This window comes from Croceicoccus pelagius (assembly GCF_001661915.1).
GTDB classification, from domain to species: Bacteria; Pseudomonadota; Alphaproteobacteria; order Sphingomonadales; family Sphingomonadaceae; genus Croceicoccus; species Croceicoccus pelagius.
This window is the reverse complement of sequence record NZ_LYWY01000039.1, coordinates 310,979-329,878: the sequence shown is the minus strand read 5'-3', so window position 1 is coordinate 329,878 and position 18,900 is coordinate 310,979. Positions and strand designations below refer to the sequence as shown.

Genomic DNA, 18,900 nt, shown 5'->3' with positions numbered 1-18,900 from the left:
AAGGGCCGGGCACCGAATGCGGTGTCCGGCCCTCGTCGTTTATGCGCGGCGAAATATACAGGCGGCCGTTTTCAGCCGGCCGTTTGCGCGAATGGGGGATTTGTGGTCCAAGCGTGACCATGTCCGGAACCGATCGCCCCGCTGTCCTTATTACCGGTGCCGCCCGCCGCCTCGGCGCGGAAATGGCCCGCCGCTTTGCAGCCGATGGCTGGCATGTCGTCGTCCACTATCGCAGTTCCACTGACGAGGCGGAAGCGCTGGCCTCGGGCCTTGAAAGTGCAGAGACGGTGCGCTTCGACCTCACCTGCAGGAACGAGATCGCGGCGACCGTGCGCGATCTTTCCGCCCGCCTGCCAGACTGGCGCGCGCTGGTGAACTGCGCTTCGCTGTTCGAACTCGATACGGCCGAGGCGCTCGATCACGCGACTTTCGCGCGTGGATTGGAGGCCAATGCCGAGGGACCGGCCCTGCTCGCGCAGGCCTTCCTTGCCCATGCCCGTGCACCTGCCGGTCGCCGCGTCATCAACGTGCTCGACCAGAAACTCGCGAACATGAACCCCGATTTCTTCAGCTACACGATGTCGAAGGCAGCACTCGCGTCCGCGACCGAGATGCTGGCGATGGCGCGCCAGGGGACTGCGGACCGCATATACGGCCTGTGCCCGGGCGCGATGCTGCCCAGTTTCGATCAGGTCGATACAGAGCACGAAGCAAGCGGACGCATGAACCTACTGCAGCGCCTGACCGATCCTGCCGAACTGGCCGATGCGGCGCTGTTCCTGGCCAGCGGCGCAGCGGCCAACGGACAGGTTCTTTATGTCGATTCGGGGCAGCACCTTATGCAGCAGGACCGCGACGTCCTGTTCCTCGCGCGCGGAGAACATTGAAGCTGTGCCCGATTGCCGCTTGCCTACTGCCGCCAATAAGCGTCTATGTTCAGGCACATGAGCGCTTCCGACCGGATCATCGCCCGCTTCTTCGCAAGCACCGTCAAACAGGGAACGCTCGAAGTTCACTTCGAGGGTGGCGGCACCGAGACTTTCGGCACACCCGCCCCCGGTTTCGAAAATCTCTCGGTCAGGTTGCGCGAAGGCGCGACACGCCAAATCCTGACAGACCCGCGCCTCGGTGCGGCAGAGGCTTTCATGGATGGCAAGCTTGTCATCGAAGGCGGCGGCATCATGGAACTCATCCACATGCTGCGCGCCAACCAGCCTTGGGACAAGGGACAGCGCCTGCGCCCGCCGACGTTCCTGCGCCGCTTGAAGGACCGCGTGGCGCACTTGCGCGCCGCCACCAACCGGGCGTCCAGCTCCAAAAGCAACGTCGCGCATCACTACGACATCGGCAACGATCTCTACGAACTGATGCTCGATGCGCCGCACATGCAATATTCATGCGCCTACTGGCCGCGCGAAGGCATGACGCTGGAGGAAGCACAGCACGAAAAGCTGGCGCATATCGCGGCCAAGCTGGCCCTCGAACCGGGGCAGGAAGTGCTCGACATCGGCTGCGGTTGGGGCGGAATGGCTATCTTCCTTGCGCAAAAGGCAGGCGTTCGCGTCACCGGCATCACCCTGTCCGAAGAGCAGCTGGCCCTCGCCCGCAAACGGGCAGAAGTGGCAGGCGTTGCCGACAAGGTCAGCTTCGAACTTGTCGACTACCGCGACCTTGCCGCATCGGGCCGTCGATTCGACCGGATCGTCTCTGTCGGGATGTTCGAACACGTCGGCCAGCCGCAGTTCGAAACCTATTTCCGCGCGGTCGGCAATCTCATGCACCAGGACGGCGTGGCACTGATCCACACGATCGGTCGCATGGGCCAGCCGGGGATGACCGACGCTTTCACCCGCAAGTACATCTTCCCCGGCGGCTACATCCCCGCTCTGTCCGAAACGATCGCGGCGAGTGAGAAGGTCCGCCTGATCGCCAGCGACGTCGAGAACCTGCGCATCCACTACGCCAAGACCCTGCGCTGCTGGTACGACCGCTGCATGGCGCACCAGTCAGAGATTGAGGCGATGTACGATCCACGCTTTTTCCGGATGTGGACGTTCTACCTTTCCGGCGCGACCGCCGCGTTCGAAAACGGCGGCATGTGCAATTTCCAGATTCAATACATCCGCGACCGCCGTGCCCTGCCGCTGTCACGCGACTACATTAGCGAAGCGGAGAAAAAGCTGCTCGCCTGACGCGGCTTGCCCTGCCCCTGGCCGCGCGGCATGGGCGAAAGGGTGACTGACGCCGGCCCTCTCACCCGAAAAACCATACTCGCGCAGGCTTGGCCTATCATGCTGGGCCAGGCCTCGGTGCCTCTGGTAGGCATCGTCGATACCGTTGTCGTGGGCCGCACTGGCGATGCAGGCGCGCTGGCGGGGGTGGCACTGGGCGCGACGATCATCAACCTCGTTTTCTGGAGCTTCGGTTTCCTGCGCATGGGCCTTACCGGCCTTACCGCACAGGCGCACGGGGCAGACCGGCAGCGCGAGGTCGAGGCGCTGTTCCTGCGCGGAATCGGCATCGGCGGGTCACTGGGTTTTCTGCTGCTGGCCTTCCAGATCCCGCTGACCTCCCTCGCGCTCGCCGTCATGTCGGGCGGAAAACAAGTCAGCGCCGAAGCCAGCGCCTACGTCTCTGCCCGGTTTTTCGGCGCGCCTGCCGCTTTGGCCGTCTTCGCCATTACCGGCTGGCTACTGGGCCTTGGGCGCACACGGGCAGCTCTCGTGCTGCAGATCGTGATGAACGCGTCGAATACCCTGCTCGATGTCGGGCTTGTCTGGGGCGCCGGAATGGGCGCAGGCGGGATCGGCGCAGGTACGGCAGGGGCCGAATGGATCGCGCTCGTCACCGGCCTCGTCATCTGCGGGCGGGTGGCAGGGGCAAGTCCCCTTGCCATGCTGAAACGGTTTCCGAAGTCGCACCTTCTCGACCGCGAGGAACTCGCCAAGCTCTTCGCCGTCAACCGCGACCTGATGATCCGCACCGTTGCGCTGCTTCTGGTCTTCACGTGGCTCGCCAGTTCGGGGGCAAGGCTCGGCGCGACGACGCTGGCGGCGAATCACGTGCTCTTGCAGTTCATCTCGGTCGCCGCTTTCGCGCTCGATGCCTTCGCCTTCACCGCTGAAGCGCGCGTCGGACAGGCGCTGGGAGCGGGGTCGCGCCCGCGTTTCCTGCGCGCGATCCGGCTCACGAGCGAATTCGCGCTTCTGGGCGGAGCATTGATCACGCTGAGCTACTTCGTGTTCGGAAAGAAGGTGATCGATCTCATGGTGACCGACCCTGCAACCTTCGAGACTGCCGCGGCGTTTCTGCCATTTGCCGCCCTTGTTCCCCTGCTTGGCGCGCCCTCGTGGATGCTCGACGGCGTGTTCATCGGCGCGACGCGCGGCAAGGCCCTGCGCAATGCCGCGGTGCTTACCACCGCGCTCTATATCGCGCTTGACCTGCTGCTCCGCCCCTATGGCAACTGGGGCGTCTGGATAGCCTTCACGGCCACCTATGTGCTGCGTGCAGTGACCCTCGGCGCGTACCTTCCGGGTCTCCTCAGGTCGATCAAACCCGCAGAGAGACTTGCAGGAGGCGCAAGTCCCGCCTAACCGGCCCGCATGAGCGATTCCATCAAGAAAGTTGTGCTGGCCTATTCAGGCGGCCTCGACACCTCGGTCATCCTTAAGTGGCTGCAGGTCACCTACAACTGCGAGGTCGTGACGTTCACGGCTGACCTCGGCCAGGGCGAGGAACTCGAACCCGCGCGCGCCAAGGCGAAGCTGATGGGTATCCCGGACGAGCACATCTACATCGACGACCTGCGCGAGGAGTTCGTGCGCGACTTCGTCTTCCCGATGATGCGCGCCAACGCGAAGTACGAAGGCGACTACCTGCTCGGCACTTCGATCGCACGCCCGCTCATTTCCAAGCGCCTGATCGAAATCGCGCACGAAACCGGCGCCGACGCCATAGCCCATGGCGCGACCGGCAAGGGCAACGACCAGGTCCGCTTCGAACTGTCGGCCTATGCTCTTGATCCCGACATCAAGGTCATCGCCCCGTGGCGCGAGTGGGACCTCAATTCCCGCACCGCGCTGATCGCGTGGGCCGAACAGCACCAGATCCCGGTTCCCAAGGACAAGCGCGGCGAAAGTCCGTTCTCGACCGACGCGAATCTGCTGCACACCTCGTCTGAGGGCAAGGTCCTGGAAGATCCGTGGGAAGAGACCCCCGACTACGTCTATTCGCGAACGGTGAACCCCGAGGACGCGCCCGATACGCCCGAATATATCGAGATCGGGTTCGAAAAGGGCGACGGCATTTCGCTGAATGGCAAGGCAACCTCGCCCGCCACGCTTCTGACCGAGCTCAACGAGCTGGGCCGCAAGCACGGCATCGGGCGTCTCGATCTCGTCGAGAACCGCTTTGTCGGAATGAAGTCGCGCGGGATGTACGAAACGCCGGGCGGCACGATCTATGCGGCGGCGCATCGCGGTATCGAGCAGATCACGCTGGATCGTGGCGCCGCGCACCTCAAGGACGAGCTGATGCCGAAATATGCAGAGCTCATCTACAACGGCTTCTGGTTCGCGCCGGAGCGCGAGATGCTGCAGGCCGCGATCGACCACTCGCAGGTTTCCGTGAACGGCACCGTTCGCCTGAAGCTCTACAAGGGCTCGGTCTCGGTCGTCGGACGCAAGTCGCCGAATTCGCTCTATTCCGAACGCCACGTGACGTTCGAAGACGATGCCGGTGCCTATGACCAGAAGGACGCGGAAGGCTTCATCAAGCTGAATGCGCTTCGTCTGAAGCTGCTGGCCAAGCAAGGCCGCTAATCGCCTTTGCGGGCGTGCCGCAGTCGCGAGATTCGCTCGCGATCGCGGCGAACCGCGCCAATTGACGGGTTTATCCACTCTTGTCCACCGCGAAGATTGCGATTTGTGGATAAGTCGCCGCTTGCCTGCTTGAACGACTCAGTCATCAGGATCACCTTGAACTTGTCGAACGGGGATGAAGCCCTTTCGGATCGGGCCGCAAGGCTCTGAAACGTAAAGGAAATCGAACCGATCGATATGCTGGCGAAAGCCGCGCGACAGATGGACGGACCAGCGTCCGGCAGGCCTCTCGAAGGCCGCGGATGAGGAAAGACCGGATACGCGAAAGGCGCATCAGCATGGCCGGAATTCCGGACCGACGTGGACGAAAGGCATATCCCTTGTGGAAATGCCGGATCGGTTGAAGCGCCGGACCAATATGGAACGAAGGCTTCGGATCCGGGTGAGAAACGGAACGGGAGAAGAGAACGCTCTTCTTCGCCGGGCCGAACCCCCGCCAGGAACCGGATGCCGGCGCGAGCGCCGGGCGACATAGGCATCCCGACCTTCGGGAAAGGAAGCCGAAACGCCAGGCGCCAAGTTCCCCAGTGGACCACGCGTCGGTGAGAGTGGGGCCAGCAGCGATGCTGGCCCCATTTGCGTTTGGGCGCGCAGAAAGTGCTTCAAGCGTCGAGTCGCGCCCTGCCCCGAAATCTGTGCAAGTTCCCCGAACCCGGTCCGAATGTGGCCGAATTGAGACGGGCCGAAACCTTTGGGCTACTTTTCCATGTTATAAGCCAGCCCATGGACGGGACAACATTGCACCGCTTCATCCGCCACCACCGTGTGACGGATCGTCGCCGCCGCGTATCGCGCCTGGCCGTGGGCTTCGCCCTCGCCACGCTCGTTCCCGGAGCCGCGCTCGCCGTGTCGGACGACATTCAGGTGACCGCGCCGGGCTTCGATATCGACACCGCGACGCCGGACGAAGCCCTGCCCGAACTGCCCGGCATGGGCACCGACGATCCCGGCTTTGCCGAGCCGGCTCCGGTCATCTCCGAACTCAGCGACGTTGCCGAAGAACTCGGTGTAGGCCTTGCCAGCTGGTACGGCCCGCGCTTCGCCGGTCGTCCGACGGCGAATGGCGAACGCTTCGATCCGACCGAATATACCGCCGCGCATCGCACCCTGCCTTTCGGCAGCAAGGTCCGCGTGACGTCGCAGCGCACCGGCAAGTCGATCATCGTGCGCATTAACGATCGCGGCCCGTTCCACGGCAAGCGCGTGATCGATCTGTCCGAAGCGGCCGCAGACGCCATCGGTATGAAGTCGCGCGGCCAGGACCGCGTCGCCCTCAGCCTGCTTCAGAACTGATACCCGATTACTCGGCAGCCGGAGCATCCGTCGCTGCCGGTTCATCCATGATCGGCTCGGCATCGCCGGGGCCTTCCACTCCGGGCTCGCTCGCCGAAGGCTTGGGCGCGGGCGCAGTGCTCTTGCTGAAAATACCGACCTGCTGACCGCACCAGCGCAGTTGCTCCATCGCGCGGTCGCGCTTGGCGCCGCGCAAATCGTCCACGGTCAACTGCTGCTGCGCCAGCCTGCCGGTCAGACATTCGCAGAGCTGGTCCTTCTTGCGTTGGGTCGGCGCGAAATGTCCGACGACCGCCTTGCAGTCGCTCACCTTCTCGACGCGCTGTTCGTCCTGCAGACCCGGCTTGGGATCCTCGCACCCCGCAAGGGCAAATGTCGCCAGCGCCATCGCGCCTGCAAGCCTGACCGCCGTCATCAACCGTCTCCGTATTCTGTCCGTCTGGCCCGATCCCTAAAGCCTGATGGTGAAGAGCAGGTTACCTGCCCTCAACCACCGGCCCAGCCAAGGGGATAGTCACCCGATTGACTCCCGTCCGCAAGAGGCGCCTTCTTCCCGTCCTCGGGTCGCCAATGTCCGGAGAGTCGCCATGAAGCGTCTGCCTGTAACCGTGCTTGCCATTGCCCCTGCCCTTCTTGCCCTTGGTGCCTGCAACTCCACTCAGGCCGAAGCGCCGATGGTCGACACCGATGCGGAACTGGCGACGATTACTCAAATTCAAGACGGTCAGGCCGCCGCTTTTGCCGCCGACGACGCCGAGGGCGCGACCAACATCTATGCCGCCGATGCAACCTTCGCGGCCAGCGGAGCGCCGGTGATGAGCGGTCTCGAGGCAATCCGGGCCGCCTTCGACGAGATGCTGGGCGATCCGAACTCGGCAGTGGAGATCAAGACGGTGGACGGGTGGGTTGCCACCTCGGGCGATCTAGCCACGACGACGTCGGACTATACTTATTCATGGTCGGGCGAGGACGGGAAGGTCATGACCGAAAAGGGCTTCAACCAGACGCTGTGGCGCAAGGACGGCGGCACGTGGAAAATCGTGGTCGATTCGAACACGCCGGTCTCCGCGCCGGAGGAAGCCGCAGCTGCCGTGTCCGCGCCCGCTCCGACCGAAACGCCTGAGGCGGGCTGACGCCTTAGCCGGCGTGCATTTGCATGCACGCGCTCGAGATCGACTGCATTTCGGGCGCGTCCGTGCCGAGCATGTCCTTCAGCTTCAGTTTTTGCCGTCTGGTCTCGACAATCAGGCAGTCGCACACAAGACCCGCGCGCCGCTCGGTCAGCGGAACCTGCGTGTATTCGGCGATGCACTGGGCGCGGACTTCATCGTTCTGTCCGCCGCCCCGCTGGTTGAGCCAGGTGCGGATATCCTCGGCAAAAAAGAACGACACGACCGTCGCGATTACCGCGAGAACGAGAAAGATAATCAGCTTTTTGGCACCGTCGCTCATGGAGACCCCCTGGATTCAGGGGGTTGCATGGCACGACATTGGTTAATTGGTCGCTAAGGCTGTTCCGGTAGCCGGAACCGAGGTCAGTGGCTCATCAATTGGCCGCGCACGGCGCCGGCGGGATGTTCGGCGTTATGCACGTTGACATAGTAAGCGCCTGACTCTGCCCAAAGCGCCGCCATGGTATCGGCATCGACCGTGGCGCAGCCTTCGACCTTGCCGTCCGTCGGTGCCGACAAGCCGACAACAACGCCGCCGTTCACGCCGGCAGCACCGCTGTGGATATGCGCAGCGGTCGGGGCATCGACGTTCGAGACCATGAGCCGATAGCAGAGCTGTCCCTCGGCATCGGGCCAGGCCATGAACTGGCCGCGGCCGTCCTCGTCACCACCGTTGACCTGGTTCGTGCCGAGCAGACCCGCCATCAGCATCTTCGAATGGCCGTTGGCCTTGTCTTCATGGTGTCCGGCAATGGCCGGGGTGGCTGCAGCGATGGCAGCAAGGGCAATGAGCTTCTTCATGACTTCGCGACTCCTTCTCCTGCCGCCGAACTTAGCACGACGAGCATCCCACCTCTACTCCGCCGCCTCGCGCCCAAGCGCGGGCTTGCCCAGCATCGGGGCAAGGTACTGGCCGGTGAAGCTGCGCGGGTTCTCCGCCACCTTTTCAGGCGTACCCTCTGCGACGATCTCGCCGCCGCGCACCCCGCCTTCGGGGCCAAGATCGACGATCCAGTCGGCGGTCTTGATGACGTCGAGATTGTGTTCGATTACGACCACGCTGTTCCCCTGCTCCACCAACCGGTGCAGCACTTCCAGCAGCTTGCGCACGTCTTCGAAGTGAAGGCCGGTCGTCGGCTCGTCGAGGATGTAGAGCGTCTGCCCGGTCGAACGACGCGACAGTTCCTTGGCCAGCTTCACGCGCTGCGCCTCTCCGCCCGAGAGCGTCGTCGCCTGCTGGCCGACCTTGACGTAGCCGAGGCCGACCTCGTTCAGCATGTGCATCTTGTCGCGGATCGGCGGGACCGCCTTGAAGAATTCCTCGGCATCCTCGATCGTCATGTCCAGCACGTCGGCGATCGAGTGCCCCTTGAACTTCACCTCCAGCGTTTCGCGGTTGTAGCGCTTGCCGTGGCACTCCTCACACGTGACATAGACGTCGGGGAGGAAGTGCATCTCGATCTTGATGAGGCCGTCGCCCTGGCACGCCTCGCAGCGGCCACCCTTCACGTTAAAGCTGAAACGCCCCGGCTTGTAGCCTCGCGCCTGCGCCTCGGGGAGGCCGGCAAACCAGTCGCGGATATTGGTGAAGGCGCCCGTATAAGTCGCCGGGTTCGACCGCGGAGTGCGCCCGATCGGCGACTGGTCGATCTCGATCACCTTGTCGCAATTTTCGAGGCCCGTGATCTTGTCATGCGCCCCTGCCACAACCCGCGCGCCGTTCAGCGTACGCGCCGCACCCGCGTGGAGCGTATCGATGGTAAAGCTCGACTTGCCCGAACCCGAAACGCCCGTGATGCAAGTGAACGTGCCGAGCGGGATCGATGCGGTCACGTCGCGCAGGTTGTTCGCCCGTGCGCCGTGAACGGTGATCTTCTTGCCGTTACCCTTGCGACGCTTTTTCGGCACCGCGATCTCGCGCGTGCCGTTAAGGTATGCAGCGGTCAGAGAGTTCTTTGACTTCAGGACCTGTTTCAGCGTGCCCTGCGCCACGATCTCGCCGCCATGCACGCCCGCGCCGGGACCAAGGTCCACGACATGGTCGGCGGTGCGGATCGCGTCCTCGTCATGCTCGACCACGATGACCGTGTTGCCGAGATCGCGCAGACGCTTCAGAGTTTCCAGCAGGCGATCGTTGTCTCGCTGGTGCAGGCCGATCGACGGTTCATCCAGAACGTAGAGCACGCCCGAAAGCCCCGAACCGATCTGGCTGGCAAGGCGGATACGCTGGCTCTCGCCGCCCGACAGCGTGCCGCTCGTCCGGTCGAGGTTGAGGTAATCGAGTCCGACATTGTCGAGGAAACCCAGCCGCTCGTTGATTTCCTTCAGGATCGCCTTGGCAATCTGGTTCTGCGTGTCGTTGAGCTTCTCCGGCAGGGCGAGGAACCAGCCCTTCGCGTCGGCGACGCTCATCTTGGTCGGCTCGGCGATGTCGGTCGCGGCGATCTTGACCGCGAGCGCCTTGTCGTTGAGGCGCTTGCCGTCACAGACCTCGCAGGGCTGCGCGGTCTGGTACTTGCCCAGTTCCTCGCGCATCCATGCGCTCTCGGTCTGGAGCATGCGGCGATTGAGATTCCCGATCACGCCCTCGAAAGGCTTCTTGACCGTATATTCCTTGCGCCCGTCCTTGAAAGTCAGCGGCACCGGCTTGCCCGCAGTGCCATAAAGGATCACGACTTTCACTTCGCCCGGCAGGTCCTGCCACGGCGTTTCGAGGCTGAACCCGAATTCCTTCGCAAGGCTGGACAGCACCTGCATGTAATAGGGCGAAGGTGGATTCGACTTGGCCCAGGGCACGACCGCGCCCTTCTTGAGGCTCAGCCCCTCGTTCGGAACCACCAACTGCGGGTCGAACAGCAGCTTTTCCCCCAGTCCGTCACAGGCCGCGCAAGCGCCCTGCGGCGCGTTGAACGAAAACAGGCGCGGCTCGACTTCCTCGATCGTGAAGCCCGAAACCGGGCAAGCGAATTTTTCGGAAAAGACGATGCGGTTGGCGGGAAGCCCCGCTCCCTTCATCTGCCCGCCGGTGACATTGGCCGACTTTTCTTCGTCCTCGCGCCCCGGCACGACGCCGTCGGCAAGGTCGATGTAGGCAAGCCCCTCGGCCAGCTTCAGCGCGGTCTCGAAGCTGTCTGCCAGCCGCGTCTCGATACCTTCGCGCACCGCGATACGATCGACCACGACCTCGATGTCGTGCTTGTACTTCTTGTCGAGCGCGGGCGCTTCCTCGATCGCGTACATCTCGCCATCGATGCGGACGCGGGTGAAGCCCGCCTTCTGCCACTCGGCCAGTTCTTTCCGATATTCGCCCTTGCGGCCGCGCACGACCGGCGCGAGCAGGTAGGCGCGCGTGCCTTCGGGCAGGGTCATCACCCGGTCGACCATGTTCGACACGGTCTGCGCCTCGATCGGCAAGCCCGTCGCTGGACTGTAAGGAACGCCGACACGCGCCCAAAGCAATCGCATGTAGTCGTAAATCTCGGTCACGGTCGCCACGGTCGAGCGCGGGTTGCGGCTCGTCGTCTTCTGCTCGATCGAGATCGCGGGCGAGAGGCCGTCGATATGCTCGACATCTGGCTTCTGCATCATCTCGAGGAACTGGCGCGCATAGGCCGACAGGCTCTCGACATAGCGGCGCTGCCCTTCAGCGTAGATCGTATCGAAAGCAAGGCTCGACTTGCCCGAACCGGACAGGCCCGTGATCACGATCAGCGCGTCACGCGGCAGATCGATGTCGATACCCTTCAGGTTGTGCTCGCGCGCGCCGCGCACGGAAATCTTGGTAAGACTCATGGGAGAATGATGTTCCGCAAATGTTCCGCGCCGTCAAGACCTATGGGGCCGTGGCGCGTGGCCAGTTCCGGTCGATGTGGTAACGACCCGCGCGATTGCAACGCCGGTCAGAGCAGAGGTGTGGGCTGCGTCAGCGGAATCCCGGCGCTGGCTGCAATCTGGCTGACCCAGTGCGCGACCTTGGCGATCTCCTCATCGACCACTTTGCCATGACTTCCAGATTGAGTCGGGACCGCGCCTCCGGTCTTGGCGTCGCGGGCGAAAATTGCGCCTTTGGCAATGGCGCGGGCATGCTCTTCGGTGATCTCCCGGCCCGCAAAAGCCAGCGTCTTTCGAATGGTCTCGGCCGGACGCGTCTTCACATCCTCGGCATCGAGGGAGCGCATCCGCCCCTCCGCTCGCGTCATCTGCATGGCGAACCAGCGCCGGTTCATCAGCCATGCAAGCCCCGCCACCTGCAGGTCGCTCATCGCGAAGACCTGCCGCCCGTCCATGCCGAGGTTCAGCGGCGCGTAGTCCTGAACCTCGAGATAGAGCCGCCGTGCCCAGCTGCGCCCCGGCAGGCCTTTGCGGTGGATCGACCCGAGAAACTGGTCGCACTGGCTCGACAGCATGATGCCGCGCGCATCGGGTCTTGCCGCCATCAGCGCCGAAATGAGGCTGTTCGCATGATTGCTCGGTTTGACGAAGACGACTTCGCCCTCTCCCCGCGGTCGGGTCAGGAGGGCAAGGACCGCAGGCAGTAGAGGATGCGCGGCTGTGCCATGCGCGGCGATGTCGTTGAGGATTCCGGGCTCGCTGTAGCCCACCGAATGCCCCGGAATATCGAGCGCCTTGGCCAGCAGGGTCGAACGGCAGAACGCGGTGTGGAAGATGAAATGCAACGACCCGCCGGACTGCGGCACCTGTTGCAGGGCGGCGAATGGCAACCACGCCTCGTCCCCGCCGCTCGGCTCGAACTGCGCGAGGAACGGCCCTTCGCCCAGCCGCTCGCGTTCGATCTTGAGGAACTGGACCCGCTGCCCGTTCATGTCCAGCCGGTGCGGCATCCATGCCGGGTCGCCGATGATCTTTGCCGCGCTCTCCATGCCGATGCTCTAGGGCGGCGCTTGGCGGTGTGCAATCGCGCCTCGGCTGTTCCGTCCCGCGCCGGGCACTGCTAGCACCGCCAGATGGACCTCGGCCTCAATCCCGAACTCGATCGCGCAGACCTTGCACGGGCCTATCGCGCGGACAACCGCATCCAGATCCGCGACGTGCTGCGCCCCGAAAGCGCGCAGGCCGTGCTGGAAGCGCTCCATGGCGTGCCCTGGAACCTGGTCTTCCGCGACGGGAACACGGTCGTGGAGATGACGCCCGAGCAATTGCGCGCCCTCACTCCGCAGCAGGCCAGCCAGATCCGGCAGGTCGTCGATAGCGGCGCGCTGAGCGGGTTCCAGTTCTTCTACAACAACTACCCGCTGCTACAGGATTATTCCCGCCCCGGACGGCCGGACCGCGACATCTTTCGCGCCTACGAGTTCCTGAACAGCGCGCCGGTGCTGGACTTTCTGCGCGAAGTCACGGGACTTCACGAAACGCGGTGGGTCGATGCACACGGGGCGCTCTACCAGGCGAACCATTTCCTGAAGTACCACACCGACGAATCCGAGACCGAACCGCGCCTTGCCGCCTACGTACTCAGTTTCGCGCAGGACTGGGATCTCGATTGGGGCGGGTTGCTTCAGTTCTGGAGCGAGGACGACGATGTCGAATTCGCTCTGCGGCCGCGGTTCAATGCGCTCAATATCTTTACCGTCCCGCGTCGCCATTCGGTCAGCGCGGTCGCATCCTACGCCCCGCCGCGCCGGTTCTCGATCACGGGCTGGCTGCGCGCGGACGAGCCGCCCTTTCCCATTCCCTGGCAAGGCTGATGAGCCACCGCCTCTTCGTCGCCATCCGCCCCAGCGAGGACGCGATGGGCGCCATGTTCGACGTCATGGACGGGATCGAGGACGCGCGCTGGCAGGACGAGACGCAGCTTCACCTGACCTTGCGCTATATCGGCGAGGTCGACACGCCGCAGGCGAACGACATTGCCGACGCCCTGTCGAGAATCGAGGCACCTGCGTTCGATCTCGAACTGCGCGGGCTCGGGCATTTCTCGAAGTCGCACTGGCCGCACGCGGTCTGGGCGGGCGTGGCGCATTCGCCCGAACTGCTGACCTTGCAGAAGAAGGTCGAGCGCGCGGTTGTCGCCGCGGGCTGCGAGGCGGAGACACGCCGGTTTCTGCCCCACGTAACGCTGGCGCGGCTCAACCGGTCCAGCGGCCCGATTGGCGACTGGCTGGCGCGTTTCGGCGATTTCCATGTTGGGCCAATGCACGTCGACAGCTTCCTACTCTACGAGAGCACGTTGACGCCTAGCGGGTCGCAATACGACCCTGTCGTGAGGTTCGCGCTGAGCGGAAAAGCAAACCTCAAGTGACCTTGAGGTCGACGTTCGCAACCAGCTGGCCCCGGTATTCGCAGGTATAGCGCAACACGTACACAGCATCGCGCATCGAGACGACCGACTGCTCTGCAAAGCGTGCGCACGCCGTGGCGCAAGCCTCAGGCGAGAACGTCGTGTCCTGCATCAGGATGACGTCCTTGATGTAATCGTTGGTTAGCCGGAAGGTACAGTCGAGCGCGTTCCGCTGACGGATCGCGCGCGGATCGCGCGACTCCTGCGCCGCAACCGGCAGCACCGGCGCGGTCACGAGGCCGAGCACGAGGGCGGCCAGATAAGGTGTACCGCGCATCTTGGAATAAATCATGCCGCAACGACGGTTACAGTCAAGTTTACGCCACGGATTGTCCCATTGCGAGGGCACGCGCCCCGGCTTCACCCAGCCATTGACAAGGCACTTGCCAGACGGTTTCGATGACTTCGCGCGACAGGGCCTGTTCGGGCGCACCGTCCGCGACCACGCGCCCCTTGTCGATCACGATGACGCGCCCGGCATGGTTCATCGCGGCAGCAAGGTCGTGCATGACGACAACCACACCGCGCCCCGCATCTGCCTGCCCTTTAAGCGACGCAGCAAGAGCTTGCTGGTGCGAAAGGTCGAGATTGGCGAGCGGTTCGTCGGCGAGGATCCACTCGGGCTCTCCCGCCAGCACGCGCCCCATCGCTGCGCGCGCTTTCTCGCCGCCCGAAATCTGCGAGACGGGACGCAGTGCCAGCGCCTCCAGTTCCATGGCGGTCATGGCCGACGCGATGGCATGGCGGTCCGCATCGCGGCTCGCCCGCGCAGGTCGGCCGGGGACCGAGCGCCACGGCAACCGGCCCAGTGCGACCAGCGTCTCGACAGAGATATCCCATGCGACATCGGCCTGTTGCGGCAGGAACCCGATAAGACGCGCCTTTTCGCGCGCGGGGATCGCCGGCACTTGCCGGTCATCGAGCATCACTTCTCCCGATGCGGCGGGCAGGAGTCCTGCCAGCACCGCCAGAAGGCTCGACTTGCCAGCGCCGTTCGGCCCGCAGATCGCGGTCAACTCACCGCGTTCCAGCGCCAGCGAGGCGCCCTCGACCACCGTGCGGCCAGCCCGCTTCACCACCACATCTCGTACAGAGAGCATCAGGCAAGCTCCCTGCGAAGTCGCAGCAGCAGCGCAAGGAAGAACGGCGCGCCGAGCAATGACAGGGCAATGCCCAGCCGCAACTCGATTGCCATTGGCAGCGCACGGCAGACCGTATCCGCCACAAGCACCAGCAGCCCGCCCGCAAGCGCGCTCGGCACGATAAGGGTGGATGGTCGGCGATCGGTGAACGGCCTGACGAGGTGCGGCACCATAAGGCCGACGAAGCCGATGATACCCGCGACCGCGACCCCCGCCCCGATCACGAGTCCGATGCCCAGCACGATCCACCATTGCAGCCGCTTCGCCTCAACGCCAAGCGAAACCGCCGCCTGCTCGCCCAGAGTAAGCGCGTCGAGCGAAGGGCCTGTGCGCCAGAGCACGACAAGGCCCGCCAGCGTCAGCGGTGCGGCGATCCAGAGATCGGTCCAGCTACGATCGGTCAGCGCACCCATGAGCCATGTGACAATCTCGCTCGTCGAGAAAGGATTGGGCGAAAGCGAGATCGCCAAGCTCGTCAGCGTTCCGGCAAGGCTGGCGATCATGAGACCTGCCAGCGTGAACAGCGCAATCCCTCCGGTGCGGCCCGCAATGATAGCTAGCAGTGCCATGGCTCCGCCAGCGCCGATCAACGCAAAAGCGGGAAGAACGAAAGGGATTGCGGCAAGCCCGAGAAAAAGCGCCATCACCGCACCCAGCGCAGCACCCGGCGCGATACCGAATAACCCCGGATCGGCCAGCGGATTGCGCAAGTATCCCTGCATCGCAGCACCCGCCCCGCCAAGACCTGCGCCTATCACCATGGCCAGAAGCCCGCGCGGCAAACGAAGCTCCATCAGGATGGCAGTCGCATTCGGGACGGGCTCTGCCCAAGGCGCAATCCACACGCGGCCCGCCAGAAGCGAAAGCGGCAGCGCAATCACCAAGGCGGCGAGCAGGAGGAGGGACAGCCGCCTCACCGGGTCAGCCCGTCACGGATTTCGGACAGCCTTGCGGCAGCGGCGATGATCGTCGGCCCGCCGCACCACGTCAGCCTGGTGTCGAATTCGGTCGTGCGGTCTGCCAACTTGCCCAGCGCAGGATGGTTCTGCATCCGCCCGTTCCCCGCGTTGAGGATGACCTGCGGCGGATCGGCCAGCACGTCTTCCAGCGGAACGACAGCCCCCTGCCCCAGCCCGCGACCTGCCGAGAAATTGGTGAAGCCGGTGTGGCGAAGGAGATCGGAAACGAGCGTCTGTTCACCCGGCACCAAACCGCCTGCCTGCCAGACGAGCGCCGAAACCGGCTCCTGCTCTAAGGGCCTCGCAGCGATCAGACTCGCTTCGATCTGCACCACCAGCCGCTCTCCCGCCTCCTGCTCACCGGCAAGGTCAGCCAGATCGCGCACCTGTTGCAAGGCATCGTCGAGAGAGGCAATCGATCCGGTCTTCACGACGCGGTAGCCCATTGCGGCAAGCGCCCGTTCGGTAGCAGGCGGCAGGAAAGTTGCCGCAACGACGATGTCGGGGTCTAGCTTCGCTATTTCCTCGGCACTGCCCGATGTCGCAGCAAATCGCATGGCCTGGGCCACGCCCATCGAACTCGACGCCGGATCGTAGCTGTAGTGCGAAACCGCGAGCAGGTGATCGGGCGCGACTTCGGCAAGGATCGCATCGGCGCAGGGGTTTAGCGACACGATGCGCGGAGCCTTGGCGGCTGTGCCATCCGGCGCGGGCGCGCACGCGGCGGCGAGCATGCTCACCAGAACCGCGATATGCGCGCCGCGCCGCACGGGTCAGATGCTCAGCCGCGCGCCGACATAGGCGCTGCGTCCGGCGGTGTTGTATCCGGCAACAGTCTCGTAGCCTTCGTCGAAGACGTTCTCGACACGTCCGAATACCTCTACCGCGCCAAGCGGCAACGAAGCGCGCAGATCGACGGTCTGATATCCGTCCAGCCGTGTCCATTCGCCGCGATCGTCGAAGCTGTCGCCGACCATGCGAATGTCCCCGCCAAGCGCGACACCCGCCACCGGCGCGGTCCAGTCGAGGCTGGCCGTCACGGTATTGCGCGGGCGGCGGTTTAGGTCATTACCCTCGTAGATGCCGCCCGCCGTGCGGTCGGTCGACTTCACGTAAGTATAGACCAGCCCAGCGCGCAGGTTGTCCGACGGCCGCGCACCCAGTTCCAGTTCGACACCCTCGGAACGCGCCTTACCGATGTTGTAGTAAGAGTACGACACCAGATCGAAGTCGATCAGGTTGCGGCTGTCGCGGCGGAACAGCGAAACGCCCGCAAAGAAGGCGCCGTCGCGGCGTCCCTTTTCCAGCCCGATGTCATAGCCCTTGCTGGTCTCGGGCTGCAGGGAAGTGTCGCCGTAAAACGAGTAGAGCTGATAAAGCGAGGGAACCTTGAAGCCCTCGCCATAGCTGGCCCGGACGCGCAAGTCCGACGCGATGGAAAAGGCTGCGTTCGCACCGAACGTCCATTCGTCTCCGAACGTCGAGTGATCGTCATAGCGGGCGCCAGCCGCGACAGATGCAAAGGGCAGATAGATGCCCAGCATCGCATGGCCGCTGTTGATCGAGGCATCCTCGGTCGTACCGCTGTCCTCGAATTCGGACCATTCGCGGTCCGCGCCGAAGTCGAGGCGCACCGGACCTGCGAGCGCATACTGACCAAAGATTTCAGCGCGTTCCGCACGCCCCTTCGTGGCATAGGGGAAGTCGCCGTAGCTTTCACCGGTGTAGGTACGCTCGGTATCCGAAAGCGCGTAACCTGCCCGAAGCGAGAGGCTATCGCCCAGATATTCGGCGCCGATCCGGCCCGACCATTCGCTGGTATCCTGAAGGTCGGACGTGTCGGCGAACATGTAAGCCGGTGCCGGATAGCCATCCTGCTCGAGCTTTGAATCCGCGTAGCGCCCGTTGGCGACGATGCTGAACAAGTCGGTCACGCGATAGCGCGCCCGGCCCGTAACCTGATACTGGCGATAGCCATCATCCTCTGTGCCGTCAGCGGCGGCACTGAAACCTTCGGTGTCGTAATAGCTGCCGGTCAGACCCATTTCGAAAACGTCCGTACGAACACCGCCGCCAAGTGTTGTGTAGACGGTTTCGCGCGCGCCATATTCAGCGCTCGCCGTCACGCCATCGGGGGCGCGGGTCGTAAGGTTCATGACCCCGCCCATCGCGTCTGCGCCCCAAGCCACGGAGTTCGGCCCGCGCAGCAGCTCGATCCGTTCGATCTCGCCCGCAAGCAGGTTGCCGAAGTCGAAACCGCCGCCAGGCGAGGCGACATCGTTGACCTTGACGCCGTCGATCAGGACAAGCAGCTGTTCGGAAGCCGCACCGCGCACGCGCACGCCGGTAAAGCCGCCCGCGCCGCCATTACGCGTCGTCGAAACGCCGGGCATGCGCTGAAGCACGCGGGTGATATCCGCACCCTGGACAGCCTCGATCTCGTCACGAGAGATGATCGAGACCGGCTGACCGGTCTGCGACACGTCAAGCGGCAGGCCCGTCGCGGTCACCGTGATGGTCGAGACTTCTTCTGCCATCGGCGGCGGTGCGGCGGTCGCGTATTCGACCACGCCATCGCCATCCACGTCCTGCGCAAGAGCAGGAGCGGCAAGAACGGAACTCAAGAGAAACAGGTACTTGTACATCAAACCTCCCGCATGGAACGAAACGTCGTCCAGACGGGAAGCCGGTCGGACCCAAGCCGACAGACTGCTCGCTGCTCCAGGTACACCCCGCCCCGAAACATGAACGACAGCTACGGGCAGGTCTCCTGGCTCCCGGGTCGTCACACATCCCTTTGCCTTCCCGGTCCGCGATGAAGCGGCAGCCAGTGGCGCGTGAAGGGCGCGCTGTCCGGTTACAGTTGCGGGGGCAGCGCCGGAGTGGCAGGCTTCACACGAAGCACAAAGCGCACCGGACTTCCCTCTTAGCGCTTCACCCCTGTGGGATCGGCGAACCCGTAACGTCGCCGCGCCCCTAGAACGGCAGTGCAGCGTTGGCAACAGTTACTCCTGAAACGGCCATTTTGATATTGCAAACCAATTGCAAAGATAGTTCGTTTCCTCGACTTTTTGCTGGTTGCAATCCCTACATCAGGGGCCTAGGTCGCCTTTCGAACCCGCGGCGAGCGACGAAATGCGGGCCGTCGCCGTG

Annotated in this window: 18 protein-coding genes and 1 riboswitch; of the genes, 8 read left to right on the top strand and 10 right to left on the bottom strand. The window is 64.0% G+C overall.

Annotated features, from left to right (window positions below):
- Positions 1-119 precede the first annotated feature (119 nt).
- The 5 genes from A9D15_RS13050 (at position 120) to A9D15_RS16300 (ending at position 6,176) form a co-directional block, all read left to right on the top strand.
- Entirely contained in the window at positions 120-887 is a 768-nt protein-coding gene (locus tag A9D15_RS13050; protein WP_066765666.1) for an SDR family oxidoreductase, read from the top strand.
- A 57-nt stretch (positions 888-944) separates the two neighbouring features.
- On the top strand, positions 945-2,192 hold the full coding sequence (locus A9D15_RS13045; protein ID WP_066765665.1) for an SAM-dependent methyltransferase: 1,248 nt from the start codon (positions 945-947) through the stop codon (positions 2,190-2,192).
- Between the two features lie 99 nt (positions 2,193-2,291).
- Complete coding sequence (locus tag A9D15_RS13040) at positions 2,292-3,596, top strand: MATE family efflux transporter (RefSeq protein WP_082924457.1); 1,305 nt, start codon at positions 2,292-2,294, stop codon at positions 3,594-3,596.
- Between the two features lie 9 nt (positions 3,597-3,605).
- Entirely contained in the window at positions 3,606-4,823 is a 1,218-nt protein-coding gene (locus tag A9D15_RS13035; RefSeq protein ID WP_066765658.1) for an argininosuccinate synthase, read from the top strand.
- A gap of 783 nt (positions 4,824-5,606) precedes the next feature.
- On the top strand, positions 5,607-6,176 hold the full coding sequence (locus A9D15_RS16300) for a septal ring lytic transglycosylase RlpA family protein (RefSeq protein WP_082924456.1): 570 nt from the start codon (positions 5,607-5,609) through the stop codon (positions 6,174-6,176).
- 7 nt (positions 6,177-6,183) lie between these two features.
- Here A9D15_RS16300 and A9D15_RS13025 read toward each other — a convergent pair whose 3' ends face one another.
- Positions 6,184-6,591, bottom strand: coding sequence for a hypothetical protein (locus A9D15_RS13025; protein WP_156521778.1), 408 nt, complete (start codon positions 6,589-6,591; stop codon positions 6,184-6,186).
- A 172-nt stretch (positions 6,592-6,763) separates the two neighbouring features.
- Between A9D15_RS13025 and A9D15_RS13020 the strand changes: the two genes are divergently transcribed.
- Positions 6,764-7,309, top strand: coding sequence for a YybH family protein (locus A9D15_RS13020; RefSeq protein ID WP_066765652.1), 546 nt, complete (start codon positions 6,764-6,766; stop codon positions 7,307-7,309).
- Positions 7,310-7,313: 4 nt separating this feature from the next.
- On the opposite strand, the gene A9D15_RS13015 is transcribed toward A9D15_RS13020, so the two are convergent.
- The 4 genes from A9D15_RS13015 to A9D15_RS13000 all read right to left on the bottom strand — a co-directional run bounded on the left by A9D15_RS13015 (position 7,314) and on the right by A9D15_RS13000 (position 12,228).
- Complete coding sequence (locus A9D15_RS13015; protein WP_066765650.1) at positions 7,314-7,628, bottom strand: hypothetical protein; 315 nt, start codon at positions 7,626-7,628, stop codon at positions 7,314-7,316.
- Between the two features lie 83 nt (positions 7,629-7,711).
- Complete coding sequence (locus A9D15_RS13010) at positions 7,712-8,149, bottom strand: CHRD domain-containing protein (RefSeq protein WP_066765649.1); 438 nt, start codon at positions 8,147-8,149, stop codon at positions 7,712-7,714.
- A gap of 54 nt (positions 8,150-8,203) precedes the next feature.
- A complete protein-coding gene (gene uvrA, locus A9D15_RS13005) occupies positions 8,204-11,140 on the bottom strand; it encodes an excinuclease ABC subunit UvrA (RefSeq protein ID WP_066765647.1) in 2,937 nt (978 codons plus the stop codon).
- Between the two features lie 107 nt (positions 11,141-11,247).
- Positions 11,248-12,228 carry a hypothetical protein gene (locus A9D15_RS13000; protein WP_066765646.1) on the bottom strand — a complete coding sequence of 327 codons (981 nt, stop codon included), beginning with the start codon at positions 12,226-12,228 and terminating at the stop codon, positions 11,248-11,250.
- A gap of 84 nt (positions 12,229-12,312) precedes the next feature.
- Between A9D15_RS13000 and A9D15_RS12995 the strand changes: the two genes are divergently transcribed.
- Entirely contained in the window at positions 12,313-13,053 is a 741-nt protein-coding gene (locus A9D15_RS12995) for a 2OG-Fe(II) oxygenase (RefSeq protein ID WP_066765645.1), read from the top strand.
- Positions 13,053-13,607: an RNA 2',3'-cyclic phosphodiesterase gene (thpR, locus tag A9D15_RS12990; protein ID WP_066765643.1), complete on the top strand. Its 555-nt coding sequence runs from the start codon at positions 13,053-13,055 to the stop codon at positions 13,605-13,607. Before A9D15_RS12995 ends, thpR begins: the two co-directional genes overlap by 1 nt.
- On the opposite strand, the gene A9D15_RS12985 is transcribed toward thpR, so the two are convergent.
- From A9D15_RS12985 to A9D15_RS12965, 5 genes are read right to left on the bottom strand one after another with little or no spacing between them, the layout of a single operon-like run.
- Positions 13,600-13,938 (bottom strand): hypothetical protein, encoded by a 339-nt coding sequence (locus tag A9D15_RS12985; protein WP_066765642.1) that lies wholly within the window; start codon positions 13,936-13,938, stop codon positions 13,600-13,602. The two genes, thpR and A9D15_RS12985, sit on opposite strands and share 8 nt — an antisense overlap.
- Positions 13,939-13,963: 25 nt before the next feature.
- Positions 13,964-14,746 (bottom strand): ABC transporter ATP-binding protein, encoded by a 783-nt coding sequence (locus tag A9D15_RS12980; protein WP_066765641.1) that lies wholly within the window; start codon positions 14,744-14,746, stop codon positions 13,964-13,966.
- Positions 14,746-15,705 carry a FecCD family ABC transporter permease gene (locus tag A9D15_RS12975; RefSeq protein ID WP_066765640.1) on the bottom strand — a complete coding sequence of 320 codons (960 nt, stop codon included), beginning with the start codon at positions 15,703-15,705 and terminating at the stop codon, positions 14,746-14,748. The genes A9D15_RS12980 and A9D15_RS12975 overlap by 1 nt, the downstream gene beginning before the upstream one ends.
- Positions 15,702-16,481 carry an ABC transporter substrate-binding protein gene (locus tag A9D15_RS12970; protein WP_066766122.1) on the bottom strand — a complete coding sequence of 260 codons (780 nt, stop codon included), beginning with the start codon at positions 16,479-16,481 and terminating at the stop codon, positions 15,702-15,704. The genes A9D15_RS12975 and A9D15_RS12970 overlap by 4 nt, the downstream gene beginning before the upstream one ends.
- Positions 16,482-16,520: 39 nt before the next feature.
- Positions 16,521-18,392 (bottom strand): TonB-dependent receptor plug domain-containing protein, encoded by a 1,872-nt coding sequence (locus A9D15_RS12965; protein ID WP_066765638.1) that lies wholly within the window; start codon positions 18,390-18,392, stop codon positions 16,521-16,523.
- 97 nt (positions 18,393-18,489) lie between these two features.
- Positions 18,490-18,723: riboswitch (cobalamin riboswitch) on the bottom strand.
- Between the last annotated feature and the right edge of the window lie 177 nt (positions 18,724-18,900).